The sequence below is a fragment of the Ralstonia flatus genome, from assembly GCF_958439105.1.
Lineage (GTDB): Bacteria > Pseudomonadota > Gammaproteobacteria > Burkholderiales > Burkholderiaceae > Ralstonia > Ralstonia flatus.
The window spans coordinates 43733-67653 of record NZ_CAUDLI010000015.1 but is presented as its reverse complement, the minus strand read 5'-3'; the positions used below and the strand labels follow the sequence as shown (position 1 = coordinate 67653).

20 protein-coding genes are annotated in these 23921 nt (G+C 65.2%); 7 read left to right on the top strand and 13 right to left on the bottom strand.

The window, feature by feature from the left end; translation table 11 throughout:
- Nucleotides 1-42 precede the first annotated feature (42 nt).
- From def to R2676_RS25200, 6 genes are all read right to left on the bottom strand, one after another.
- Entirely contained in the window at nt 43-576 is a 534-nt protein-coding gene (gene def / locus R2676_RS25225; protein WP_027677478.1) for a peptide deformylase, read from the bottom strand.
- Nucleotides 573-3014 carry an NAD-dependent DNA ligase LigA gene (gene ligA / locus R2676_RS25220; protein ID WP_206272272.1) on the bottom strand — a complete coding sequence of 814 codons (2442 nt, stop codon included), beginning with the start codon at nt 3012-3014 and terminating at the stop codon, nt 573-575. Before ligA ends, def begins: the two co-directional genes overlap by 4 nt.
- Nucleotides 3015-3024: 10 nt before the next feature.
- Nucleotides 3025-4239, bottom strand: coding sequence for a cell division protein ZipA C-terminal FtsZ-binding domain-containing protein (locus tag R2676_RS25215; protein WP_206272271.1), 1215 nt, complete (start codon nt 4237-4239; stop codon nt 3025-3027).
- Nucleotides 4240-7755, bottom strand: coding sequence for a chromosome segregation protein SMC (gene smc, locus R2676_RS25210; RefSeq protein WP_206272270.1), 3516 nt, complete (start codon nt 7753-7755; stop codon nt 4240-4242).
- A 251-nt stretch (nt 7756-8006) separates the two neighbouring features.
- Nucleotides 8007-9053, bottom strand: coding sequence for an alpha/beta fold hydrolase (locus R2676_RS25205; protein ID WP_206272269.1), 1047 nt, complete (start codon nt 9051-9053; stop codon nt 8007-8009).
- Nucleotides 9054-9090: 37 nt separating this feature from the next.
- Nucleotides 9091-10011, bottom strand: a complete 921-nt coding sequence (locus R2676_RS25200; RefSeq protein ID WP_027677483.1) for a DMT family transporter — start codon at nt 10009-10011, stop codon at nt 9091-9093.
- Between the two features lie 141 nt (nt 10012-10152).
- Between R2676_RS25200 and dapC the strand changes: the two genes are divergently transcribed.
- Genes dapC through prmB form a run of 7 tightly spaced genes read left to right on the top strand, consistent with a single transcriptional unit; the run spans nt 10153 to nt 15696 of the window.
- Nucleotides 10153-11352: a succinyldiaminopimelate transaminase gene (gene dapC / locus R2676_RS25195; RefSeq protein ID WP_206272285.1), complete on the top strand. Its 1200-nt coding sequence runs from the start codon at nt 10153-10155 to the stop codon at nt 11350-11352.
- Between the two features lie 45 nt (nt 11353-11397).
- Nucleotides 11398-12225: a 2,3,4,5-tetrahydropyridine-2,6-dicarboxylate N-succinyltransferase gene (gene dapD, locus R2676_RS25190; RefSeq protein WP_004626643.1), complete on the top strand. Its 828-nt coding sequence runs from the start codon at nt 11398-11400 to the stop codon at nt 12223-12225.
- 60 nt (nt 12226-12285) lie between these two features.
- The gene (locus tag R2676_RS25185) at nt 12286-12699 is read left to right on the top strand and encodes a hypothetical protein (RefSeq protein ID WP_316857655.1); all 414 of its coding nucleotides are present in this window, start codon (nt 12286-12288) and stop codon (nt 12697-12699) included.
- A gap of 14 nt (nt 12700-12713) precedes the next feature.
- The gene (locus tag R2676_RS25180; protein WP_027677486.1) at nt 12714-13058 is read left to right on the top strand and encodes an arsenate reductase; all 345 of its coding nucleotides are present in this window, start codon (nt 12714-12716) and stop codon (nt 13056-13058) included.
- 37 nt (nt 13059-13095) lie between these two features.
- A complete protein-coding gene (gene dapE, locus R2676_RS25175) occupies nt 13096-14247 on the top strand; it encodes a succinyl-diaminopimelate desuccinylase (protein WP_206272284.1) in 1152 nt (383 codons plus the stop codon).
- 10 nt (nt 14248-14257) lie between these two features.
- A complete protein-coding gene (locus tag R2676_RS25170; RefSeq protein WP_206272267.1) occupies nt 14258-14776 on the top strand; it encodes a class IV adenylate cyclase in 519 nt (172 codons plus the stop codon).
- Nucleotides 14777-14793: 17 nt separating this feature from the next.
- Nucleotides 14794-15696 (top strand): 50S ribosomal protein L3 N(5)-glutamine methyltransferase, encoded by a 903-nt coding sequence (gene prmB, locus R2676_RS25165; protein WP_027677489.1) that lies wholly within the window; start codon nt 14794-14796, stop codon nt 15694-15696.
- 293 nt (nt 15697-15989) lie between these two features.
- Here prmB and R2676_RS25160 read toward each other — a convergent pair whose 3' ends face one another.
- The 7 genes from R2676_RS25160 to R2676_RS25130 form a co-directional block, all read right to left on the bottom strand.
- The gene (locus tag R2676_RS25160; protein WP_027677490.1) at nt 15990-16355 is read right to left on the bottom strand and encodes a chitin-binding domain-containing protein; all 366 of its coding nucleotides are present in this window, start codon (nt 16353-16355) and stop codon (nt 15990-15992) included.
- A gap of 331 nt (nt 16356-16686) precedes the next feature.
- Nucleotides 16687-17502 carry a M55 family metallopeptidase gene (locus R2676_RS25155; RefSeq protein ID WP_206272266.1) on the bottom strand — a complete coding sequence of 272 codons (816 nt, stop codon included), beginning with the start codon at nt 17500-17502 and terminating at the stop codon, nt 16687-16689.
- Nucleotides 17503-17511: 9 nt separating this feature from the next.
- Nucleotides 17512-18537: a DmpA family aminopeptidase gene (locus tag R2676_RS25150; RefSeq protein ID WP_206272265.1), complete on the bottom strand. Its 1026-nt coding sequence runs from the start codon at nt 18535-18537 to the stop codon at nt 17512-17514.
- 1 nt (nt 18538) lies between these two features.
- Nucleotides 18539-19438, bottom strand: a complete 900-nt coding sequence (gsiD, locus tag R2676_RS25145; RefSeq protein WP_027677492.1) for a glutathione ABC transporter permease GsiD — start codon at nt 19436-19438, stop codon at nt 18539-18541.
- 10 nt (nt 19439-19448) lie between these two features.
- Nucleotides 19449-20372: a glutathione ABC transporter permease GsiC gene (gene gsiC, locus R2676_RS25140; RefSeq protein ID WP_206272264.1), complete on the bottom strand. Its 924-nt coding sequence runs from the start codon at nt 20370-20372 to the stop codon at nt 19449-19451.
- A 69-nt stretch (nt 20373-20441) separates the two neighbouring features.
- A complete protein-coding gene (gsiB, locus tag R2676_RS25135) occupies nt 20442-22007 on the bottom strand; it encodes a glutathione ABC transporter substrate-binding protein GsiB (protein ID WP_206272263.1) in 1566 nt (521 codons plus the stop codon).
- 49 nt (nt 22008-22056) lie between these two features.
- Nucleotides 22057-23904, bottom strand: coding sequence for a dipeptide ABC transporter ATP-binding protein (locus tag R2676_RS25130; protein ID WP_410482508.1), 1848 nt, complete (start codon nt 23902-23904; stop codon nt 22057-22059).
- Nucleotides 23905-23921: the final 17 nt, after the last annotated feature.

Sequence of the window (23921 nt, the reverse complement as noted above, 5' to 3'; positions counted from 1 at the left end):
CGCCTACCCGCCCCCGCAGGTACGACGCTCCCGCAGTCGCGATCAGTCGTCGTGATTGGCGGGCAATTCCGGGAACAGCACTTCGGTAAAACCGAAGCGAGTGAAATCCTTGACACGCATCGGGTACAGCACGCCCTGCAGGTGATCGCATTCGTGCTGCACGACGCGGGCGTGGAAGCCCTCGGCAATACGGTCGATGGCATGGCCATGCTGGTCAAAGCCGGTATAGCGCAGGCGCGTGTAGCGCGGCACCACACCGCGCAGGCCGGGTACCGAGAGGCAACCCTCCCAGCCCTCTTCCATCTCGTCCGACAGCGGCTCGAGAGTCGGGTTGATCAACACCGTCTTGGGCACCGCCGGCGCATCCGGATATCGCTCGTTGCGATCGAACCCGAAGATGACGACCTGCAGGTCCACGCCGATCTGCGGGGCCGCCAGGCCGGCACCGCGCGCAGCGTCCATGGTGTCGAACATGTCTTCGATCAAGGCAGTCAGTTCGGGCGTGTGAAAGCGCTCGACCCGCTTGGCCACACGCAGCAGCCGGCTATCGCCCATCTTCAGGATGTTTCGGATCATGACTGGTCTCCCGCCGGATTTTTTAACAGCGCGAGCATACCCGCTTCGTCCAGAACCTTCACGTTCAATTCCTCGGCTTTGGCGAGCTTGCTGCCGGCGTCTTCTCCGGCGACAACGAAGTCGGTTTTCTTCGACACCGAACCCGACACCTTGGCGCCCGCCGCTTCCAGCATGGCCTTGGCTTCGTCGCGCGTGAGGTTGGGCAATGTGCCGGTCAACACGACGGTCTTGCCGGCCAGCACGCCTTCTTCGGCGGCTTCGGCGGGCATGGTGGCAAGCAGCTCGCCGCGCAACGCGTCGAGCTTCGTCAATTGCGCGCGATGGTCGTGCGAGGCGAGCCATTCGAGCAGCGACGCAGCCACATCCGCCGGCAGGCCAGCCAACTGCTCGGGTTCCACGCTTGCCAGGTGGGCAAGCGTTGGCGCTGCCACGGCCAGTTGCTTCGCACGCGTGACCGTCAGCTTGGGCACGCCGAGCGTGGCGTACAGCTCCGCCGGCTCCAGCTTCTCGCGCAGCTTCGCGTTCGGCGCGTGCTCGCCTTGCGGCGCGACACCGGCTTCGAGCAATGCATCCAGTGCCTGCTGATTCTTCGGCTCGGCAAAGAAGTCGGCGATGGCCTCCGCCACCGTGGCGCCCACGTCGGGCAGCGCCAGCAGCAGCGGCGCGGGTGCGCGACGGATCATCGCCAGGCTGCCGAGCCAGTCAGCGAGTGTCTTGGCGGTCGACTCGCCCACGTGGCGAATACCCAGGGCAAAAAGGAAGCGCGCCAGCGGCGGCGTCTTGCTGGCCTGGATGCCCTCCAGCAGGTTCTCGGCCCACTTGGTGGCGATCTTGCCGGCGGAAACCGTCTCGGGCGTCACGCCATCACGCTCATCCGCGCGGCGCTTCATCTCCAGGAAGTCTTCGAGCTTGAGCTTGTAGAGGTCGGCGATGCCGTGCACGTAGTCCAGTTCGACCAGGTTGTCGATGTAACGCTCGCCCAGGCCTTCGATGTCCATCATGCGGCGGCCGGCAAAGTGGCGGATCGCCTCTTTGCGCTGCGCCGAGCAGAACAGACCGCCCGAGCAACGGGCCACCGCCTCGCCCTCTTCACGCACGACGTGCGAGCCGCACACCGGGCAGGTCTTCGGCAGTTCGAACGGCGGGTACTTGGGCTGCTGCTTCGGATTGAACAAGTCGCTGCCCGGCACGTCGTCCATCGGGCGGCGGTCGAGCACCACGCTCACCACCTCGGGGATCACGTCACCGGCGCGCCGGACGATCACGGTGTCGCCGACGCGAACGTCCTTGCGGCGCACTTCGTCTTCGTTGTGCAGCGTGGCGTTGGTGACCGTCACCCCGCCAACAAACACCGGCACCAGCCGCGCTACCGGCGTGATGGCGCCCGTGCGGCCGACCTGCACGCCGATCGACTCGACCGTGGTCAGCGCTTCCTGCGCCGGATATTTGTGCGCGACCGCCCAGCGCGGCTCACGCGTGCGAAAGCCGAGTTCGCGTTGCAGCGCCAGCGAGTTGACCTTGTAGACCACGCCATCGATGTCGAACGGCAAGCTGTCGCGCTTGGCGCCGATGGCGTCATGAAACTCGACCAGGCCATCTCCGCCCTTCACCGCGGCGCGCTCCGCGCTGACCGGAAAACCGAACGCCTGCAGCGCGTCGAGCATGCCGGAATGCGTCTCGGGCATGCCCTTCCAGCCGACCACCTCGCCCAACCCATAAGCGAAGAACGACAGCGGGCGCTCGGCAGCCATCTTCGGATCGAGCTGGCGCACAGCGCCCGCCGCGGTGTTGCGCGGATTGACGAAGGTCTTGTCGCCGCGCTCGCGCTGGCGTGCGTTGAGCTTTTCGAAGTCGTCGCGGCGCATGTAGACCTCGCCGCGCACTTCCAGCACGTCTGGCACATGACCATCCACGGGCGACAGGCCCAGCGGAATCTGGCGGATCGTGCGGATGTTCTGCGTGACGTCTTCGCCCGTGGTGCCGTCGCCGCGCGTGGCCGCCTGCACGAGATAACCGCGCTCGTAGCGCAGGCTGATCGCCAGGCCGTCGAACTTCAGCTCGGCGGCATATTCGACGGGCGGGTCGGTATCGTCGAGGCCCAGCTCGCGGCGTACGCTGGCATCAAATGCGCGGGCGCCGTTGGCGGTGGTGTCGGTCTCGGTGCGGATCGACAGCATGGGAATGACATGCCTGACCGCCGCAAACTCGGGCAGGACGGCGCCGCCGACCCGCAGCGTGGGCGAGTCGGGCGTCTTCAGCTCGGGATGTTCCGCTTCCAGCGCTTCCAGCTCGCGATAGAGCCGGTCGTATTCAGCGTCGGGCACGCTGGGCTGGTCGAGCACGTAGTACTCGTGGGCGTAGCGGTTCAGCTCGGCGCGCAGCCAAGCTGCCCGCGCCTCGGGCGTGGCACCGGACGCGGGTTCTGCAATCTTGCGCATGGTGCGTCCGTCAGTGGCTGAACAAGCGCACCGCGGTGCTGGAACCGGCCGGGATGCCGCGCGATTCGAGCTTGTCGTACAGCACCCGCAGATGCTTCTGGATGGCGACGAACGATTGCTCCGTGAGCGGACGCAGGTTGTCGTCCACGACCTGCGCACCCATGCGCTGCGACAGCGTGTAGGCGTATTCGCACACCAGCTTGAACGGCTTGCTCGCCTCTTCCGCCACCGGGACATCGAGCAACAGCGTGATCTGACGACCCGCCTTGACGGTCAGGTCATCGCGCAGGAAATTGGTGTCGCCAAACTGCAGGGTGAACAGCGCGCGCTGCACGCCATCGGCACCGGCATGGAAGCGCGTGAAACGCGTGCCGTCGCGCGAGAGCACCAGCCCGTCTTGCGTGGCCACCGTCTGCACATACGCTGCCGACCAGGGCGCCCCGTCGGAGATCACGCTCACGCCCAGTTGCACATCGCACTCGGCGGCAAACGCGTCGAGTTCGCGCGCGTTGGAAATCGTCTCGTTCATGTCCGGCAGTTCCGGCACGGCATCGGCCGCTTCCGACAGCGGATCGATGGCGTTGATGAATTCCGAGAATTCCAGCGCATTCAGCGGGCCCGTGCGGTTGGCCAGTTGCACGGCGACTTGCACGTCAAGGTAACGCTGGCCGGCGCGGATGGCTTCCCACGCATTAGCGGCGGGGTTCAACCCTTCCACGTGAATCTGCTTGGTGCCTGCGCGGCGCAGCTTGGTCAGCGCCGGCAGCAGGCGGTCGCCCGACACTTCGCGTTCCGGATGCAGCGGCACGATGCAATCGATCAGCGGATCGATCACGCCATTGGCGGGCTCCAGCGAACCCGGCGCAGGCTCAGCAACCTCTTCCGTTTCGGCCGTTTCGAGCGCGGCATCGTCGCCCGAAGGCGAGAGTTCAGCGCCGATCACGCCGGCTTCGGTTTCGGCGCTGCCCGTGGCAGGCGTATGCGTCTTCGCCGAGAACCCCGGCTCAAGACGCGGTTCGACGCGGTCGATTTCATCACGCTCGCCGCCGAGGGCAGGTTCGGCGCGCTCGGTCCAACCTTCGCCGCGGGGCGTCTCGTCGACGGCCGGGTTGTATACCTCGGGGCGGCGCGCCTTGCGGATTTGCCACTGGTTGTAGACAACGATCACCAGCACAAAGACCACGCCTGCCCCCAACAGGGCCATCACCAGGTTGTTGTCCTGCATTTACGCTGCCTCCGCCATGGTCAGCGCGGCATCCATGTCCACCGCCACGATCCGGGACACACCTTGTTCCTGCATGGTCACACCGATGAGCTGTTGCGCCATTTCCATCGCAATCTTGTTGTGAGAAATAAAAACGAATTGGGTCTTGTCGGACATGCGCTTGACCATGTTGGCGTAGCGCTCGGTGTTGGCGTCGTCCAGCGGCGCGTCCACCTCATCCAGCAAGCAGAACGGGGCCGGATTCAGCTGGAACATCGCAAACACCAGCGCAATGGCGGTCAGCGCTTTTTCGCCGCCCGATAGCAGGTGAATGGTCGAGTTCTTCTTGCCCGGCGGCTGCGCCATCACCTGCACGCCCGCATCGAGGATCTCTTCGCCCGTCATCATCAGCTTGGCCTGGCCGCCGCCGAACAGCGTCGGGAACAGCTCGCCAAAGTGATAGTTGACCTGGTCGAACGTGCCTTGCAGCAGCGCGCGTGTTTCCTGGTCGATCTTGCGGATGGCGTCTTCCAGCGTGGTGATGGCGTCGGTCAAATCGGCCGATTGCGCATCGAGGAAGCCCTTGCGCTCGCGCGCCGCCGCCAGTTCGTCCAGGGCGGCCATGTTGACCGGGCCGAGCGCGTTGATGGCGTTGTTGATGCGCGTGACTTCGCCTTGCAGGTACGACGGCTTCAAGTCGCCCGTCAGACGTTCTGCCAACGCCGCTTCGTCAACATTGGCAGCGGTGAGCTGCTCGGTGAACTGCTCCTGGTTCAGGCGCGCCGCCTGTTCCTTCAACTGCAGCTCGGTGATGCGATCGCGCAGCGGTTGCTGGGCACGCTCGGCCGTCAGGCGTTGCTCGTCGTGCGTGCGCAGTTGCGCGGTCAGCGCATCCAGTTCCATGCGCGCCAGCCCGAGCTTTTCTTCCTTCTCGGCACGGCGCTCCAGCGCTTCCTGCAGTCCGGTATGCGCGGTCTGCTCGTTGATGGTTTCCAGCTCGGCGCGCGCGTTTTCGAGCGTCAGCACGATCTGCTGCGCCTGGTCGCTCGCTACCTGGATGTTGCGCTTCAGTTCGGCAATGCGGTTCTGCAGATTGCGTTCGGCAAAGTGCGCCTCTTGTGCGCCGCGCTCCTGATCGCGCAAGGCGTTGCGTGCGTCGCTCAGGCGAACTTCCAGCGCTTCGAACGCCTGCTGGCTGTCTTCGAAGCGCGCCTGCATGTCGGCGAGCGCCGCGTCGTGCTGTTCGAACGTCGCTTCGGATTCGGCGCGGATGGCGCGCTGCTCTTCGATCTGCGCGCGAATCTCTTCTAGCTCGCTGTCGATCTGGCCGCTGCGCGCGTTGTAGCGCTCCATCGCCTGCGACAGTTTGAGCACATCCATCTGCAGCACGTGGACGCGGCGCGTGGCCTGCTCGGCGCGAGCCCGCACCTGCGTGAGGTTCTGGCTGGCCTGGCTGTACGCCGCTTCAGCCCGCACGGCAGCGCTCTTGGCTTCGTCCGCCAACAGCATCTGCGCGCGCACCTGTTTGTTCAGGTTTTCGATTTCCTGCGCGCGAGCCAGCATGCCGGCCTGCTCGGAATCAGGCGCGTACAGCTGCACCGACGAGCGGCCAATCAGGTGCCCAGCCTGGACGACAAACGTGCCGCCTTCCGGCAGCGTCTGCCGTGCGGCGAGCGCAGCCTGCATGTCGTCGGCGATATAGACGTCGGCCAGCCAGTCTTGCAGCACGGCGCGCATGCCGGGCTCCGTCACTTGCACCAGCGACATCAACGGACGCAACCCGGCGGGCGCTTCCACCGGACGCGCTGCGGGCGGCGGCGCATAAAAAGCGAGCTTGGCGGGCGGCGCGTCGGCAGCAAACGCTTTGATCCAATCGAGGTTGGAGACTTCCAGCGCGCCAAGCTTTTCGCGCAGCACCGCTTCGAGTGCGGGCTCCCAGCCTTGCTCGATCTGCAGCTTCTTCCAGAAGCGCGGCAGTTCGCTCAACTCATGCTTGGCGAGCCACGGCTGGACCTTGCCGTCGGTCTGCACGTTCTCCTGCAGCTGCTTGAGCGCGGCGAGGCGGGCTTCCAGGCTGGCAATCGCGGCGGCTTCCGATTGCACGCGGTCCTGCGCGGCGCGGCGTGCCTCGTCGAGTTGCGGCACCTGTGTCTCGGCGTCTTCCAGCGCGGCTTGCGCTTCAGCCAGCACCTCTTCCTGCTCGGCCAGTTCAGCACGCAGGGTTTCGAGCTGCACGTCGTCCGGCTTGTCGAGGCCGGAGGATTCCTGCGTCAGACGTTCGCGGCGCTGCTCGAGCTGCAGCAGCGCCTGATCGGCATTGCGCTGGTGCGCGGCTTCGAGCTTGAGCGCCTGTTCCGATTGCAGGATCGCGGCGCGCTGATCGTTCAGCGCGGTCTGCGCATCGCGCCACTGCGCTTCCAGGGCGGGGAGTTCGTCGGCTTTGCGCGCGACGTCCTCGGCGGCCTGCGCGGCACGCTCCTCGGCCATGGCCAGCTCTTCCTCGGCGGCGGCGAGGTCTTCCTGCGCCTGCTCGCCCTGCGTATGCCACTGTTCCTGCTGCGCGGTCAGCGTGGCGATCTGCTGCTGGATCCGGTTGCGCGATTCCACCACGTAGCGGATCTCGGCTTCCAGGCGGCTGACTTCGGAGTTGGCTTCGTAGAGCGCGCCCTGCGCGGCGTGCATCGCATCGGACGACGCGTAATGCGCCACGCGCATCGTTTCGAGTTCGGCCTCGATATGGCGCAACTGCGCGGTCTGCGCTTCCAGGTCGATCTGTGCCTGTTCGATGGCGCGCTGATGGCGTTCCTGCTCAGCCTGCGCTTCACGCTTGCGGAGCAGCCACAGCAGGTGCTGTTTCTCTTCGCCGTCGGCCTGCAGCGCCTGGAAGCGCTGCGCGACTTCGGCCTGGCCCTCGAGCTTTTCGAGGTTCGAGCCGAGTTCGCGCAGGATGTCTTCCACGCGTGTGAGGTTTTCACGCGTGTCGGAGAGGCGGTTTTCGGTTTCGCGGCGGCGTTCCTTGTATTTGGACACGCCCGCGGCTTCTTCCAGGAAGATGCGCATGTCATCGGGCTTGGCCTCGATGATGCGCGAGATCATCCCCTGCCCGATGATGGCGTAGGCGCGCGGCCCGAGGCCCGTGCCCAGGAAGATGTCCTGGATGTCGCGGCGGCGCACCGCCTGGTTGTTGATGAAGTACGACGAGGTGCCATCGCGGCTCAGGACGCGCTTGACCGCCACTTCGGCGTATTGGCTCCACTGGCCGGCGGCGCGGCCTTCCGCGTTGTCGAAGACGAGTTCGACGCTGGCGCGGCCAGCCGGCTTGCGCTGGGTCGAGCCGTTGAAGATGACGTCCTGCATCGATTCGCCACGGAGTTCCGCAGCGCGTGATTCGCCGAGCACCCAGCGCACGGCGTCGATGATGTTGGATTTACCGCAACCGTTCGGGCCGACGATGCCGACAAGCTGGCCCGGAACATGGAAATTGGTCGGATCGACGAAAGACTTGAAGCCTGCGAGCTTGATCGAAGAGAGGCGCACGTTGTGTTCGTCTCGAAGGGATCAGAAAAGGGGGATAAAGCGGGCGCCCCAAGAGCGCGCCTTTACCGTCACACCAACGCCGTTCGGCGTGGACTGACAAGGCACGCCCCAGGGGCGCGGATGGCGCCATCATACCATTCGCACCCCGGCCTCCCGCCAATCAAATCGCTACAAAAATGGACGAAATTTGCAGCGTGGGAGGCCAAATTGCTGCGGATTTGTAAGCAGTTTCACCTTCATGACAAACGGCGTCAGTCCGGCCGGCGGGTGCGCGAAGGCGCCGGCGTGGCGAGCCAGTCAAGCAGCGCATTGTGCAGCGCATCAGGATCCTGGATTTGTGGCGCATGGCCCGCATCCGGGAATTCCACCAGCGTCGCGTGCGGAATGGCCTTGGCAGCTGCGCGGCCGAGTTCGGGGTAATGCCCCAGCTGCGCCCGTGCTTCGGGCGGCGCCGCGTCCTTGCCGATGGCGGTGGTGTCTTTTTGGCCGATGAGCAGCAGCGTCGGCGGGCGCAACTGGCCGAACTCATAGGCGACGGGCTGCGTGTAGATCATGTCGTACAGCAGTGCGGAATTCCACGCTACCAGATCGCGCCCCGGGCCGCGGTACATGCCGGCCAGCATCTGCACCCACGGTTCGTATTGCGTGCGCCATTGCCCGGCGTAGTACGTGGACTGCTCGTAGGCGCGTATGCGCTCGGCGGTCGTTTGCTTCTCACGCGCGAACCATTGGTCGACGGTCATGGACGGCACGCCTTTGGTCCTCCAGTCTTCCAGGCCGATCGGATTGATCATCACCAGCCGCGACACCGCGTTCGGATACATCAGCGCGTAGCGCGTCGCCAGCATGCCGCCCGTCGAATGGCCGATCATGATGGCCTGCTCGATGCCGAGCGACGCCAGCAGCGCATGCGTGTTGCTCGCCAGTTGCTGGAACGTGTACTGATATGCGCGTGGCTTGCTCGACTTGCAGAAGCCGATCTGATCCGGGGCGATCACGCGGTAGCCGGCGCCCGTGAGCGCGGCGATGGTGCCTTCCCAAGTGGCCGCGCAGAAGTTCTTGCCGTGCAGCAGCACCGCTACCTGGCCGTTGGGCTGCTTGGGCGCAACGTCCAGATACGCCATCTCCAGCGCACTGCCCTGCGACTCGAGCTTGAAGAGCTTGACGGGCGCCGGGTAATCGAAGCCTTCCAGGCGCGGGCCATACGCGGGGCCGGTCTCCGCCGGAGCGGCGTGCGCGGCCGCAGCGGCCGTCGACAGTGCAAACGTCAGCGCGATGGAAATCGAACGAAGCAACATCGGCAACTCCTTGGTTGGTTGGCGAAACGCCGGCAGCCTACTTGCGCCGCGACAGCCCGGACAGCGCCCCGGCCAGGATGATGCATGCGCCGCCCACCATCTCCTGTGGGGACAGACGCTCCGCCGTCAGCAGCGCAGACGACACGGCCGCGACCACGATCTCGAACAGCATCAGCAGCGCCGCACGATTGGCCGGCAAGCGTTGCAGGCCGCGCTGCACCATCGCATTGCCGCCGACCAGCACGCAGGCCATGCCCGCCAGCAGCAGCCACGTATTGCCCTGTGAGAAAGCCGCCGGCACCGTGCGCACGCCATCGAGCATCAGCGCAGCCGGAAAGCCCACCAGCGCGCAGCCGGTAAAGACGACCACGGTCCGCATCTCCGGGCGCATGGTCGGATGACGCTGCCCCGCCAGGCGGGACAGCACGTTGTTGCACGCAAAAGCGAGCCCCGCAATCAGCCCCGCCCATTCCGCCGCTGAACCGGGCCATGGCGTGCCGGCTTGGCCCGACCACAGCATCATCACCGCGCCCGACAGCGCCAGCGCGAGCAGCACACCGCCACGCCAGCCCAGCCGCTCGTGCAGCCACAGGCGTGCCAGCAGCGCAGTCCAGACGGGCGTCAGATAGAACAGGAGCAGCACCCGCATGACCGTGCCGTGCACCGTGCCCCAGACAAAGCCCGCGTTGGTGATGCCCGCCGCGATCCCGAGCGCCGGGATCAGCCACGACCATTGGAATGTCGAAAAGTGACGACGCAGCACCACGGCAGCCAGCACAGCCGCAGCCGCGCCCGTCATCGACGATGCCAGCATGCTGCCGAGCCCCCAGCCGGCCAGCAGGCGGTACGGATACCAGGAAATGCCCCAGACCGAGGCGCCCAGTAGGATGAAGAGTGCCGCCGCCCATTGCGGCTCGTGGTGAGCGGAAGCGTCCGCCGAGGAGGCTATCGATGTCATCTAAGCAATAAAAAAACGGCGGAAATCCGCCGCATGCAGCATTGTCTTGGGGCGGCCAGCACACGTTGGCCGTATAATTTCGGGCTTCCCGGCAAGCGCCAAGCTTGCCCGCTGACCAGCCCAACACCGCCGCCCAACACCGTGAATCCGCGCCTGTCCGCCCTCCAGCCGTATCCGTTCGAGAAACTGAAAGCGCTTGTGAAGGACGTCACGCCCAGCGCCGCCCATACGCCGATCAGCTTCGGCATCGGCGAGCCCAAGCACCCGACGCCGGCCCTGGTGAAAGATGCGCTGACAGCGGCGCTTGGCGGGCTGGCGAATTATCCCACGACGCTCGGCTCCGATGCACTGCGACAGTGCATCGCCGCATGGCTGGAGCGCCGCTACGGCTTGCCGAAGGTCGATCCGGCCACCGAAGTGATCCCCGTCAACGGCTCGCGCGAGGCGCTGTTCTCGTTCGCGCAGACCGTAATCGACGGCAGCAAGCCCGGCGCCCGCGTGCTGTGCCCGAACCCGTTCTACCAGATCTACGAAGGCTCGGCGCTGCTGGCCGGCGCCACGCCGCTGTTCGCCAACAGCGACCCGGCGCGCAACTATGCGCCCGATTTCGCCGCGATCACGCCCGAAGAATGGCGCAACGTGCAGCTCGTCTTCGTATGCAGCCCCGGCAACCCGACCGGCGCCGTACTCACGCTCGAAGACTGGAAGCAGCTCTTCGCGCTGTCGGACGAATACGGCTTCATCATCGCGTCGGACGAGTGCTACTCCGAAATCTATTTCGACGAGGCCAACCCGCCGCTGGGCGCACTGCAGGCGGCACACCAGCTGGGTCGCGGCTTTGATCGCCTGGTGATGTTCTCGAGCCTGTCCAAGCGCTCCAACGTGCCGGGCATGCGCTCCGGTTTCGTGGCGGGCGACGCCAAGCTGCTCAAGGCGTACCTGCTGTATCGCACGTATCACGGCAGCGCGATGAGCCCGTCGGTGCAATCCGCTAGCATCGCGGCGTGGAACGACGAGACCCATGTGCGCGACAACCGCGCGCAGTACGTCAAGAAGTTCCAGCAGGTCACGCCGATGCTGGCCGAGGTGCTGGACGTGGCCCTGCCCGATGCAGCCTTCTATCTGTGGGCCAACGTCAAGCGCACGGGCCTGTCGGACACCGAATTCGCACGCCAGCTGCTGGCCGCCAAGAACGTCGCCGTCCTGCCGGGCAGCTACCTCGCCCGTGAGGCGCACGGCACGAATCCGGGCCAGGACTACGTCCGCATCGCGCTGGTGGCCGGCGTGGACGAATGCCTGGAAGGTGCGCGCCGCATCGTCGAGTTCTGCCAGCAACGCTGAACCTGATTTTTCTCTTCTGTTTCCTCTCCGAGAGCCAACAAGACCATGACGCAACAACTGCAATCCCTGATCGACCAAGCGTGGGAAGACCGCGCCAACCTGTCGCCCAAGTCCGCTCCGGCCGATGTCCGCGAAGCCGTCGCCAACGTGATCGGCCAGCTCGATCGCGGCGCGCTGCGTGTGGCCGAGAAAAAGGACGGCGAGTGGATCGTCAATCAGTGGATCAAGAAGGCCGTGTTGCTGTCGTTCCGCCTGGAAGACAACGCGCCGATGGCTGCCGGTGGCTTCACGCAGTTCTACGACAAGGTGCCGAGCAAGTTCGCCAACTACACGGCAGAAGATTTCGCAGCGGGTGGCTTCCGCGTGGTGCCGCCGGCCGTGGCGCGCCGTGGCTCGTTCATCGCCAAGAACGCCGTGCTGATGCCGTCGTACGTGAACATCGGCGCTTACGTTGACGAAGGCACGATGGTCGACACGTGGGCCACCGTCGGTTCGTGCGCACAGATCGGCAAGAACGTGCACCTGTCGGGCGGCGTGGGCATCGGCGGCGTGCTGGAGCCGCTGCAGGCCAACCCGGTCATCATCGAAGACAACTGCTTCATCGGCGCACGCTCGGAAGTCGTGGAAGGCGTGATCGTTGAAGAGAACTCGGTGATTTCGATGGGCGTGTACCTGGGCCAGTCGACCAAGATCTACGACCGCGAAACCGGTGAAGTCAGCTACGGCCGCATCCCGGCGGGCTCGGTGGTGGTGGCGGGCAACCTGCCGTCGAAGGACGGCTCGCACAGCCTGTACTGCGCCGTGATCGTCAAGAAGGTCGACGCCAAGACGCGCGCCAAGGTTGGCCTGAACGAGCTGCTGCGCGGCGATTAAGCACCGGCGCAAGGCATGCCTGCTAGTCTTGCGGGCATGCCAACCACTTCAAGCGCAGCCATGTCCGAACGCAATGCCACCGGCTCCCGCTTCGGCAAGCTGCGCCAACGCATCATGGGTCTTGATCCAAACACCATCGGGACTGTCCTGTCGCTGCTGCCCACCATCCTGGAGCAGGCGAACAAGACCATCGACAAGTTCAAGAACCGCAAGAAAACCGGCACCGAAGCTGCCCGCGCAGAAGGCGCCGCGTCCGATCCGAATACACGCATCGCCGAGCTGGAAGCGGCGATCCTGCAGCAGGCCGAATCCGTCAAGCTGCTGGCTGAGCAGCACGCCATCACCATCGACGCGCTGCGCGACGAAGCCGCGCGGCTGGAGCGCCGCCTGAAGCGCATGACATGGCTGGCGTCCATCGGTTTTGCCTTGGCCGTTGCCGCCCTCTCGTTTGCCCTGCAAGCTTCTCGACACTGATTTCGAATCCCACCATGACGACCCTGCACGGCATCCCCAATTGCGACACCGTGAAGAAAGCCCGCACGTGGCTCGAATCGAACGGCGTTGCCTACACGTTTCACGATTTCAAGAAGCAAGGCGTGAGCGCCGACATGCTGGCCGGCTGGCTCAAGCATGTGCCGCTCACCACGCTGCTCAATCGCAAGGGCACCACATGGCGCGCCCTGTCTGACGCCGACAAGGCCCGCGCCGAAGACGAAGCCGGCGCCATCGCGCTGATGCAGGCCAACCCGTCGCTCATCAAGCGTCCGGTGCTCGTGCACGGCAAAAGCGTCAACGTCGGCTTTTCGGCGGATCAGTACGCCGCCCTGTTCTAACCACAACAACATCACCGTGACTGTCGTCATGTCGAACATGCAGCCCACGCTTGCCCTCACTGAAGACCTGATCCGCCGCCGCTCCGTCACGCCCGAAGACAAGGGCTGCCAGGACGTGCTGATCGAACGCCTGACCGCCGCCGGCTTCGAATGCGAAACCGTGATCAGCGGGCCGGACCACTTTCGGGTGACCAACCTGTGGGCCATCAAGCGCGGCCGCGCCGGCACCGACGGCAAGCTGCTCGTTTTCGCAGGCCACACCGATGTGGTGCCGACCGGCCCTGTGGAGCAATGGAGTTCCGATCCGTTCGAGCCCACGCACCGTGACGGCAAGCTCTACGCCCGCGGCGCAGCCGACATGAAGACATCGATTGCCGGCTTCGTGGTGGCCTCGGAAGAATTCGTTGCCAAGCATCCGGACCATGCCGGCTCGATCGGTTTCCTGATCACCAGCGACGAAGAAGGCCCGGCGCACGACGGCACCGTCAAGGTGTGCGACCTGCTGCGCGCACGCGGCGAGCGCCTCGACTACTGCGTGGTCGGCGAGCCGACTTCCGTCTCCACACTCGGCGACATGGTCAAGAACGGGCGACGCGGTTCGCTCTCGGGCAAGCTCACGGTGAATGGCGTGCAGGGCCACATCGCCTACCCGCATCTGGCCAAGAACCCGATCCACCTGGCTGCCCCGGCGCTGGCCGAGCTGGCCGCCGCCAAGTGGGACGACGGCAATGCCTACTTTCCGCCGACGACCTGGCAGATGTCGAACATCCACGGCGGCACGGGCGCGACGAACATCATTCCCGGCCACGTCACGATCGACTTCAACTTCCGCTTCTCGACCGCCAGCACGCCGGACGGCCTGAAGGCGCGCGTGCACAGCATTCTCGATGCGCACGGCCTCGACTACACGCTCGACTGGACGCTGGGCGGCGAGCCCTTCCTGACCGAGCGCGGCGACCTGTCCGAAGCCCTCGCCTCCGCCATCGAGGCCGAGTGCGGCGTGACGACCGAACTGTCGACCACGGGCGGCACGTCGGACGGCCGCTTCATCGCCAAGATCTGCCCGCAGGTGATCGAGTTCGGCCCGCCGAACGCGAGCATCCACAAGATCGACGAACACGTCGAAGTGGCGTTTATCGAGCCGCTGAAGAACGTGTATCGCCGCGTCTTGGAAACGTTGATCGCCTGAGGTTGCCCCGATGGCGCGCAACGTGGAGATCAAGGCGCGTGTGCGCGATGTGGCTGCGCTGATTGAACGCGCGGCCGCCATCGCCGATTCCGGCCCCGAGCGCATCGAGCAGGACGACACGTTCTTCGCCTGCGCGAACGGGCGCCTGAAGCTGCGGCAGTTCTCGCCCGAGCGCGGGGAGCTGATCCACTACTTCCGTGCCAACAGCGCCGGTCCGCGGGTGTCCAGCTACCACATCGTTCCGACCAGCGCGCCCGATGCCCTGCGCGACACGCTGGCCGCCGCCATCGGCACCGCCGGCCGGGTCATCAAGGTGCGCCAGCTGTATCTCTCCGGCCAGACGCGCATTCATGTCGATGCGGTGAAAGACCTCGGCGATTTCGTCGAACTCGAAGTCGTGCTGCACGATACGCAGTCCGAAAACGACGGCGTAAAGATTGCCCACCAACTGATGCACGCCCTCGGCATTGCCGAATCCGACCTGCTCGACGTGGCCTACGTCGACCTGCTCGCCGCCACCCAACGCTGAGCCAACTCACGTCACCCATGACCACGCCTACCCTCCCCGCTTCCCACCCGTTCACCACCGTACGCGACCTGCTGCGCTACGCCGTGTCGCGCTTCACCGCGGCGGGCCTCGTCTTCGGCCACGGCAGCGAGAACGCCTACGACGAAGCCGCCTACCTGATCCTGCACACGCTGCACCTGCCGATCGACACGCTGGAGCCGTTCATGGACGCGCGCCTGCTGCCCGAAGAAGTGGCGGCTGTGCTGAAGGTGATCGAGCGCCGCGCCGTCGACCGCGTGCCCGCTGCGTACATCACGCACGAGGCGTTCATGCACGGCATGCGCTTCTACGTGGACGAGCGCGTGATCGTGCCGCGCAGCTTCATCGGCGAATTGCTCGAAGACGGGCTGGAACCGTGGATCGACCAGGAAGACGGCCCGACCGACGTGCTGGAGCTGTGCACCGGCTCGGGCTGCCTGTCGATCCTGGCGGCGCTGCAATGGCCCAATGCGACGATCGATGCAGTGGACCTGTCACCGGATGCACTGGTGGTGGCCAATCGCAATGTCGACGAATACCGCCTGCAAGACCGCATCCGCCTGCACGAGGGCGACCTGTATGCGCCGCTGCCGCCGGGCGTGCATTACGACGTGATCCTGACGAACCCGCCGTACGTAAACGAAGCGTCGATGCAGGCGCTGCCGCCCGAGTACCGTGCCGAGCCGCACATGGCGCTGGCCGGCGGCAACGACGGCATGGACATCGTGCGCCGCATCCTCGCCGACGCACCGCGCCACCTCAAGCCGCACGGCGTGCTGGTGGTGGAAATCGGCAACGAGCGTGAAAACGTTGAGGCGGCGTTCCCCGATCTCGACCTGGTCTGGCTGCCGACCAGCGCAGGCGAAGACCAGGTATTCCTGGTGACGCGCGAGGCGCTTTAAGCGAATGGGGTTCCGAACCGCACGCGTGGGGTTCGGAACTCAGCAGGTTGGCGTTTGGAACGCCGTGGTCCGGGTTACGAACGCCGCGTTTGCAGTTCCCAACGCCGCAATTGAAGTTCCGAACGCCATGTGTGGGGTTCGGAACGCCGAATGTCCGGGTTCCGAACCCCACTTCTCTGGTTCTGGACTCGATGATTGCCGTTCAGAACCCCATGCGCCGGGCTTTGAACCGCGCATTTGACGTTCGGAACCCGACGCGCCGAGTGCAACACTCCGGCGAGGGCACCCCAGCGTCAGGACTTCACCTCATCGCAGGCGTCTTTCACGACGCAGATCGAAAAGCGCTTATCGAACACCTGGCCGCTCGGGCAGTGGTCGAAGACGGCTTGCGACTGGGCGTCGCAGGTGGCGTAGGCGGTGGTGCAGTTGGTGCGCACGGGCTGCTTGGGGCCGCGGTTGGTACCGTCGTCGATCATGAAGCGGCCCGAGGGCGCGGGGCATTTGAATTCTGCGGCAGCCTTGGCGAGCGCGGCGGCGGCCTTTTCGGCTTTTGATGTTTGGGGCGCGGGCGGATTGGGGGATGGGCGGCGGTCGCAGGCGGTTACCGTGACGACTGCTAGCGCACACAGCAACGTGGTGAGTGTGAGTGCGCGGGTCATGGGGGGGCTCCTTCGGGGGTTGGATGTGCTGAAGTTTACGCTGTGATGTGCGTTTTTGGTCCATCCCTGTTTCGTCCCCTGTCGGGGCCGACCTAGTTTCTTTGTCTTGCCAAAGAAAGGTAGGCAAAGAAAGGCGCGCCCGAGATGGCGAAAGATTCCTTGAATTTATGTCGCAGAGAAGGGAAGGGAAAAACCCGCTTCGCTCAGACAGTTTCCCTTCCTTTTTCCTCTCTGCAACAGAAATTCAAGGCGCCATCTAGGGCAGGAACGTCAACGGCCACACCGTCTGAGTGCGTCGTGGGATGGCGCCATGACTTGCGCCACACCGTTCTCAGCGCAGCATCGCCGACATGGCGGAGAGGCTGTTGAGCATGCGTACGGCGTGTTCTACGGAGTCGGCGGCGAAGCGCAACATCGTGCCGTCGACGCGCTCCAGGGCGGGCCATTGGCAGAACAGGTCGGCCAATGCAGATGTTTGCGTTTGCAGGCGGCAGACGATCGGTGCCTGGAGGCGCAGCGGCATGCTGAAATGGCCGCGCCGTACCGTGGCTTTCACCGCTGCGTAGATGGCTTCGCACGACTGCTCGGGCGAGAGCGATGTGCCGGCGTTCTGGCCTTCGGCCTGCTTGGTCTCGACAAACGTGGTGTGCGGCAGCAGCGGCTTGGTTTCCTTGATGAACACGTCGTCGCCGCTGGCCACGGCCACCGGCACACCGCGCTCGCCGGCCAGGGCGCCGTAGAGGCCGGCTTCGCCCAGTTCTTGTTCGTTGAACCAGACGCGCGCAAACGCGAAGCTGTTGATGGTGTGTGCCAGCACGCCGCGGCTGCCGGCGCGCGCGTGGTAGCCGATCATGCAGACGGCATCGCAGCCTTCCACGCCGGCCATCATGCTGAGGTAGCGCGGCTTGCCGAGGACGAAGCGTGCGCGGCGGTCAATGGAATCGGGGATGAGGTTGCGGAAACCTCCGTGCGAATCGTTGACGAGCACGTCCGTGGCGCCGCCGTCGAAGGCACCGCGCACGGCGGCGTCGGCTTCGGCGGTCATCCAGCGGCGGGCGCGTTCGTATTCGCCGTTGCCGGCGCGCGTCTGCTCGGGGTGGAACACGTTGGCCACGCCTTCGATGTCGGCGGAAATCAGGATTCGCATGGAGTCAGGTCAGATCAATTCGGTCAGTGCGCGGCGCGTGTTGCCGTCGCGGCCGGTGACCGCGGTTGCGTGGAACAGCGCGTGCACGATGGCTTGTTCGACGCTGTCGGCGGCGGCCTGGAACAGCGGATCGAGGTGCGATTCGTGGGCCATGGCGACGGCCGGCATGGCGCGTGTGCCTTCGTGCGGCACGGTGTAGGCAGTGGAGAACGCGAGCGCGATGTCGCCGCTGCCATGGCCGAAGACGGAGCCGGTACGCGCCAGCCCGGCGCCAGCGCGCAAGGCAAGGCGGCGCAACTGGCGTGCATCGAGCGGCGCATCCGTGGCGAGCAGCATGATGATCGAGCCCTTTTCCGGCGCCGGTGTGCCGGCAGACAGCGCTTTTGCCAAGTCCGCACCGACGTTGCGCCCTGCAAGCGTCAGGTTTGCCGTCACGCCAAAGTTGGACAGCACCAGCGCGCCCACCGTGCGTTGCGTGCCGTCAGCAAGCGCCACCACGCGCGACGCAGAGCCGATGCCGCCCTTCACGCCGAACGACGACATCCCGCGCCCTGCCCCGACCGCGCCCTGCTCGAACGCTTGGGCTGCCGCAGCGTAGGCCGCGTCGTAGTGCACGTCCTGCACGGCAAAGGCCTGCAGGTCGTTCAGGTAGCCGTCATTGCATTCAAAGACGAGCGGATTGACGGTCGACCATGCGCGGCCGATCTGCGGATTGGCGGCAACCGCCTGGCGGATCTGCGCCTGCGCCACGGCGCCCACGGCAAACGTGTTGGTCAGCGCAATCGGCGTTTCCAGCACGCCGAGTTCGTCCACCTGCACGAGGCCGATGCTCTTGCCGAAGCCGTTGAGCACGACGCTGGCGGCTGGCACCTTGTCGAGGAACGGGTCGCCGGCGTGCGGGCGTACTACGGTCACGCCGGTCTGGATGTCGCCGCCGGCAATCGTTGCGTGGCCGACCGTGACGCCGGCCACGTCGGTGATGCTGTTGCGTGTGCCGGCCGGCAGCGTGCCGATGGCAGGAAGGCGGATGGGCATATCAACGGCGGTCGATCTTCGGATCCAGCGCGTCGCGCAGGCCGTCGCCCAGCAGGTTGAACGCCAGCACGGTCAGGAAGATGGCCAGGCTCGGGAAGATCGCCACGTGCGGCGCCGTCACCATGTCGGCGCGCGCCTCGTTGAGCATCGCGCCCCACTCGGGCGTGGGCGGCTGCGCGCCCAGGCCCAGGAACGAGAGGCTGGCAGCGGTGATGATCGAGGTGCCGATCCGCATCGAGAAGTACACGACGATGGACGAAATCGTGCCCGGCAGGATGTGCCGCATGATGATCGTCCAGTCCGATGCGCCGATGCTGCGTGCGGCTTCCACATACGTCAGGTGCTTGAGCATGAGCGTATTGCCGCGCACCAGCCGCGCAAACGCCGGAATGCTGAACACCGCCACGGCAAAGATCACGTTGATCATGCCGTTGCCCAGGATGGCCACGATGCCGATCGCCAGCAGGATGCCCGGAAAGGCAAACAGTACGTCGGAAATGCGCATGACGATGCGGTCCCACCAGCCTTCGTAGTAGCCGGCCAGCAGGCCGAGCATGGTGCCAACGATGGCGCCGATGATGACCGACACGAAGCCCGCTTCCAGCGAGATGCGCGTGCCCATCAGGATGCGGCTGAAGATGTCGCGGCCCAGCGAGTCGACGCCAAACCAATGCTGCGCCGACGGCCCCGCGTTGAGCGCGTCGTAGTCGAAATAGTTTTCCGGGTCGAACGGCACGATGTGCGGCGCGAGGATGGCGATCAACACCAGCGCGATCACGAACACACCGGCGCCCATCGCCAGATGCTGCTTGCGGAACTTGCGCCAGAACTCCGTCCACGGGGTGCGGACGGGTTCGGTGGCGGCTTGCGGTGCGACCGCCTGGCTTGCGGCTTGGGTCATGGCGGCCTCCTTACTTCTTGTAGCGGATGGTGGGGTTGATGACGGTGTACAGCATGTCCACCACGAGGTTGATCAGGATGAACTCCAGCGAGAACAACAGCACCTCGGCCTGGATGACCGGGTAGTCGCGCATCTCCACCGCATCTACCAGCAGGCGCCCGAGGCCCGGCCAGTTGAACACCTTCTCCACGACGATCGAGCCGCCCAGCAGAAAGCCGAACTGCAGACCCATCATCGTCACCACCGGGATCATCGCGTTGCGCAGGCAATGCTTGATGACCACCACCGTCTCGCGCACGCCCTTGGCACGGGCGGTACGCACGAAATCTTCCTGCAGCACTTCCACGAACGATGCACGCGTGAAGCGCGCCATCACGGCGGCCACGGCCGCGCCCAGCGTGAGCGAAGGCAGGACGTAGTGCTTCCAGCTATCCGCGCCGATGGACGGCAGCCAGCCGAGCTGCACCGAGAACACCTCCATCAGCAGCATGCCCAGTGCGAACGCGGGGAACGAAATGCCCGACACGGCGAGCGTCATGCCCAGACGGTCGGGCCACTTGTTGCGCCACACGGCGGATGTGATGCCGATCACCATGCCGAAGATCACCGCCCACACCATGCTGGTGATCGTCAGGTTGAGCGTCGGCCAGAAGCGTTCGCCAATCTCTTCGTTCACCGGGCGCTTGGTGCGGATGGAGTTGCCGAATTCACCGCGTGCGGCGTTGGCGAAGAAACGCACGAACTGCTCGTGCATCGGCTTGTCCAGGCCCAGGTCCTTGCGTACGAGATCGACCGTCGTCTCGTCCGCTTCGGGGCCGGCGGCCAAACGCGCCGGGTCGCCGGGCAACAGATGCACGAACAGGAACACCAGCACTGCCACGATCAGCAGCGTCGGGATCACGCCCAGCACACGTTTAATGAAATAGTTCAGCATGGCAAATCCACCGCAGGCGGCATTTCAATGGCCCGCGCAAGGCTGCGCGGGCCGGTACGGCAATGAGGCTTACTGCTTGACGTCGATGTCGTCGAAGCTGAACGAACCGTCCGGCGCCACGTAGGCACCCGACAGACGCTTCGAACGTGCGTAGACGATCTTCTCCGTCACCAGGAAGGCCCACGGTGCGTCTTCCCAGATGCGCTTCTGCGCGTCGGTGTAGAGCTTCGACTTCTCTGCGCGATCAGTCGTGCGCAGCGCGCCGGCGATGTCGGCATCGACCTGCTCGTTCTTGTAGTACGCCGTGTTGAACGACTTGGGCGGCATGGCTTCCGATGCCAGCAGCGGACGCAGCGCCCAATCCGATTCACCCGTCGACGACGACCAGCCTGCGTAGTACATGCGCACGCCGGCGTCTTCCGGCTTCGGCACGCTTTCGACGCGCTCGACGCGCTGGCCCGCTTCCAGCGCCAGCACCGACGCCTTGATGCCGACCTGCGCCAGTTGCTGCTGCACGAACTGGATGATCTTCTGCGCCGTCGTGTGGTTGTAGGCCGACCACAGTTGCGTCTCGAAGCCGTTCGGGTAGCCTGCTTCCTTCAGCAGCTCTTTCGCCTTGGCCGGGTTGTACGGCCATGGGCCCAGCTTGACGGCGTAGTCGACGCCCGGCGGCACCACACCTTCAGACGGCACGGCGTAGCCCGCAAACGCCACCTTGGTCAGCGCATCCTTGTTGATGGCGTAGTTGATTGCCTGACGCACCTTGGGGTTGTCGAACGGCTTCACGTTGGTGTTGAAGCTGACATAGCGCTGGATGATCGACGGCGCTGCAATCAGGTCAACCTTCGGGCTGCTCTTGAGCACCGCGGCCTGCTCGAACGGAATCGTGAACGCAAAGTCGGCTTCGCCCGTCTGCATGACGGTGGCGCGCGTGTTGTTGTCGACCACCGGCTTCCAGGTGATGGTGTCGATCTTCGGCAGGCCATGCTTCCAGTAGCCGTCGAATTTCTTGCCCTTCAGGTAGTCGGTCTGCTTCCATTCGACAAACTCGAACGGGCCGGTGCCGACCGGGTGGAAGGCGATGTCCTTGCCGTACTTCTTGAGTGCCGTGGGCGAAATCATGGCCGCCGACGGGTGCGCCAGCACGTTGATGAACGGCGAGAACGGCTCCTTGAGCGTCACGCGGGCGGTGTACGGATCCACCACTTCGGTCTTCGCCACGCGGTTGAACAGCACGAAACGCTTGAGCTTGTTGGCCGGGTCCGTCACGCGGTCCAGGTTGGCCTTGACGGCGGTGGCGTCAAACGTGGTGCCGTCGTGGAACTTCACGCCCTTGTGCAGCTTGAACGTGTAGACCAGGCCGTCCTTGCTGACGTCGTAGCTGTCGCACAGCACGTTGACCAGCTTCATGTCCTTGTCGAAGCCGAACAGGCCTTGATAGAACGACTTGGCGGCGCTGAACGACAGCGTGTCGTTGGCGTCGTACGGGTCCATCGTGGTGAAGGTCGAGTAGACCGCCATCACGGCGTCCTTGGAGGCAAAGGCCGGCATGGTGAATGCCGCCAGGGCCAGGCCGCTGGCAACCATGGCTGCGCGCGGGCCGAATGCGACTCGGTGGGCAAAGCGATTGAACATTTCCTTCCTCCTCATCAAAGATGACGTCTCACTGCGTTCTGTATTGCGATTAATACGCGCCGCCAATCGAATGGCGGGCAACAAAGTGGTCTGGCGCCACTTGCACCAACGGCTGCACCACCGGCAGGTCGCCAACGGCACGGATCGGGCTGGGAATTTCGTGCGTGGAAAGTTCACGCTTCAGGTGACGGCGCGCCGGGTCCGCAATCGGCACGGCCGACATCAGCTTCTTCGTATAGGGGTGCTGCGGGTTTTCGAAGATCGCGCGGCGCGGGCCGATCTCGACGATCTGGCCGAGGTACATCACGGCCACGCGATGGCTGATGCGCTCCACCACCGCCATGTCATGCGAGATGAACAGGAACGCAACGCCAAACTCCTTCTGCAGGTCGAGCATCAGGTTGACGATCTGCGCCTGGATCGAGACGTCCAGCGCGGACACCGACTCATCGGCAATCACCACCTTCGGGTTCAACGCCAGCGCGCGCGCAATGCAGATGCGCTGGCGCTGCCCGCCCGAGAACTCGTGCGGATAGCGCGACGCATGCGCGGCCTGCAGGCCCACCTTGTCGAGCAGCCATTCCACGCGTTGCTGCGCCTCTTTGCCGGAAGCCACCTTGTGCACCAGCAGCGGCTCCATGATGGAGTAGCCGACCGGCACGCGCGGGTCCAGCGAGGCGAATGGGTCCTGGAAGATGAACTGGATGTTTCGGCGAAGCGTCTGGAGCGCGGGCCCCTTCAACTCGCCGATGTTCTGGCCGGCAAATTCGATGCTGCCGCTCTGGCTGTCCACCAGACGCAAGAGCGACCGTCCCGTCGTCGACTTGCCGCAGCCCGATTCGCCGACCAGCGCCAGCGTCTCACCAGGGTAGAGATCAAAACTGACCTGCTCCACCGCATGCACCCGGCGCGTGACGCGGCCGAAGATGCCCGTGGGCACGTCAAAGCGCGTGACGAGATCACGCACACGCAAAATGGGTTGCACATCGTGCGACGCCGCCGGTTGCGGTGTCGTATCGACTGCGGCGGCCGTGCCATCCACACGCAACAGCGGAAAGCGCGCCGGGCCATCGGTGCCCTGCATCGAGCCGAGGCGCGGCACTGCCGACAGCAGCGCACGCGTATACGGATGGGCCGGCTGCGCAAACACCGTGGCCGACGGGCCCTCTTCCACGCGATCGCCCTTGTACATCACGAGCACGCGGTCGGCCACTTCCGCCACCACGCCCATGTCGTGCGTGATGAACACCACGGCCATGTGCAGCTCCTGCTGCAGCGCGCGGATCAGTTGCAGGATTTCGGCCTGGATGGTGACGTCCAGCGCGGTGGTCGGCTCATCCGCAATCAGCAGCGACGGTTTGCATGACAGCGCCATCGCGATCATCACGCGCTGGCGCATGCCGCCCGACAGCTGGTGCGGATAGCGCCCCAGCACATTGCGCGCCTCGGGAATGCGCACCAGCTCCAGCATGCGCAGCGCCTCGGCCTTGGCTTCGCTGGCGGGCTTGCCCTGTTGCAGGCGGATCGATTCGGCAATCTGCTCGCCCACGGTGAACACCGGGTTGAGCGAGGTCATGGGCTCCTGGAAGATCATCGCGATGTCAGCGCCGCGCACGCCGCGCATGGCCGCCGGGCTGGCGTTGGCCAGGTCCAGCACCTCGCCGTTGCGGCGGCGCAAATGCATCTGCCCGCCGACGATCTTGCCGCCGCCGTGCTCCACCAGCCGCATCAGCGCCAGCGACGTCACCGACTTGCCCGAACCCGATTCGCCCACCACGGCCAGCGTCTCGCCGCGGTCCACATGGAACGACAGGTTGCGCACCGCGTCGACCACGCGTTCGGACGTGGCAAAGCGCACGCTCAGGTCTTGCACCTGCACGACGCGCTGATCGGGCATGGCAATGACGCTGCTGG

What these genes read in the sequence shown, in the direction of transcription:
- def (WP_027677478.1), bottom strand. Translation starts at nt 576, where the DNA reads ATGATCCGAAACATCCTGAAGATGGGCGATAGCCGGCTGCTGCGTGTG.
- ligA (WP_206272272.1), bottom strand. Translation starts at nt 3,014, where the DNA reads ATGCGCAAGATTGCAGAACCCGCGTCCGGTGCCACGCCCGAGGCGCGG.
- R2676_RS25215 (WP_206272271.1), bottom strand. Translation starts at nt 4,239, where the DNA reads ATGCAGGACAACAACCTGGTGATGGCCCTGTTGGGGGCAGGCGTGGTC.
- R2676_RS25205 (WP_206272269.1), bottom strand. Translation starts at nt 9,053, where the DNA reads ATGTTGCTTCGTTCGATTTCCATCGCGCTGACGTTTGCACTGTCGACG.
- R2676_RS25200 (WP_027677483.1), bottom strand. Translation starts at nt 10,011, where the DNA reads ATGACATCGATAGCCTCCTCGGCGGACGCTTCCGCTCACCACGAGCCG.
- dapD (WP_004626643.1), top strand. Translation starts at nt 11,398, where the DNA reads ATGACGCAACAACTGCAATCCCTGATCGACCAAGCGTGGGAAGACCGC.
- R2676_RS25185 (WP_316857655.1), top strand. Translation starts at nt 12,286, where the DNA reads ATGTCCGAACGCAATGCCACCGGCTCCCGCTTCGGCAAGCTGCGCCAA.
- R2676_RS25180 (WP_027677486.1), top strand. Translation starts at nt 12,714, where the DNA reads ATGACGACCCTGCACGGCATCCCCAATTGCGACACCGTGAAGAAAGCC.
- dapE (WP_206272284.1), top strand. Translation starts at nt 13,096, where the DNA reads ATGCAGCCCACGCTTGCCCTCACTGAAGACCTGATCCGCCGCCGCTCC.
- R2676_RS25170 (WP_206272267.1), top strand. Translation starts at nt 14,258, where the DNA reads ATGGCGCGCAACGTGGAGATCAAGGCGCGTGTGCGCGATGTGGCTGCG.
- prmB (WP_027677489.1), top strand. Translation starts at nt 14,794, where the DNA reads ATGACCACGCCTACCCTCCCCGCTTCCCACCCGTTCACCACCGTACGC.
- R2676_RS25160 (WP_027677490.1), bottom strand. Translation starts at nt 16,355, where the DNA reads ATGACCCGCGCACTCACACTCACCACGTTGCTGTGTGCGCTAGCAGTC.
- R2676_RS25155 (WP_206272266.1), bottom strand. Translation starts at nt 17,502, where the DNA reads ATGCGAATCCTGATTTCCGCCGACATCGAAGGCGTGGCCAACGTGTTC.
- R2676_RS25150 (WP_206272265.1), bottom strand. Translation starts at nt 18,537, where the DNA reads ATGCCCATCCGCCTTCCTGCCATCGGCACGCTGCCGGCCGGCACACGC.
- gsiD (WP_027677492.1), bottom strand. Translation starts at nt 19,438, where the DNA reads ATGACCCAAGCCGCAAGCCAGGCGGTCGCACCGCAAGCCGCCACCGAA.
- gsiC (WP_206272264.1), bottom strand. Translation starts at nt 20,372, where the DNA reads ATGCTGAACTATTTCATTAAACGTGTGCTGGGCGTGATCCCGACGCTG.
- gsiB (WP_206272263.1), bottom strand. Translation starts at nt 22,007, where the DNA reads ATGTTCAATCGCTTTGCCCACCGAGTCGCATTCGGCCCGCGCGCAGCC.
- R2676_RS25130 (WP_410482508.1), bottom strand. Translation starts at nt 23,904, where the DNA reads ATGCCCGATCAGCGCGTCGTGCAGGTGCAAGACCTGAGCGTGCGCTTT.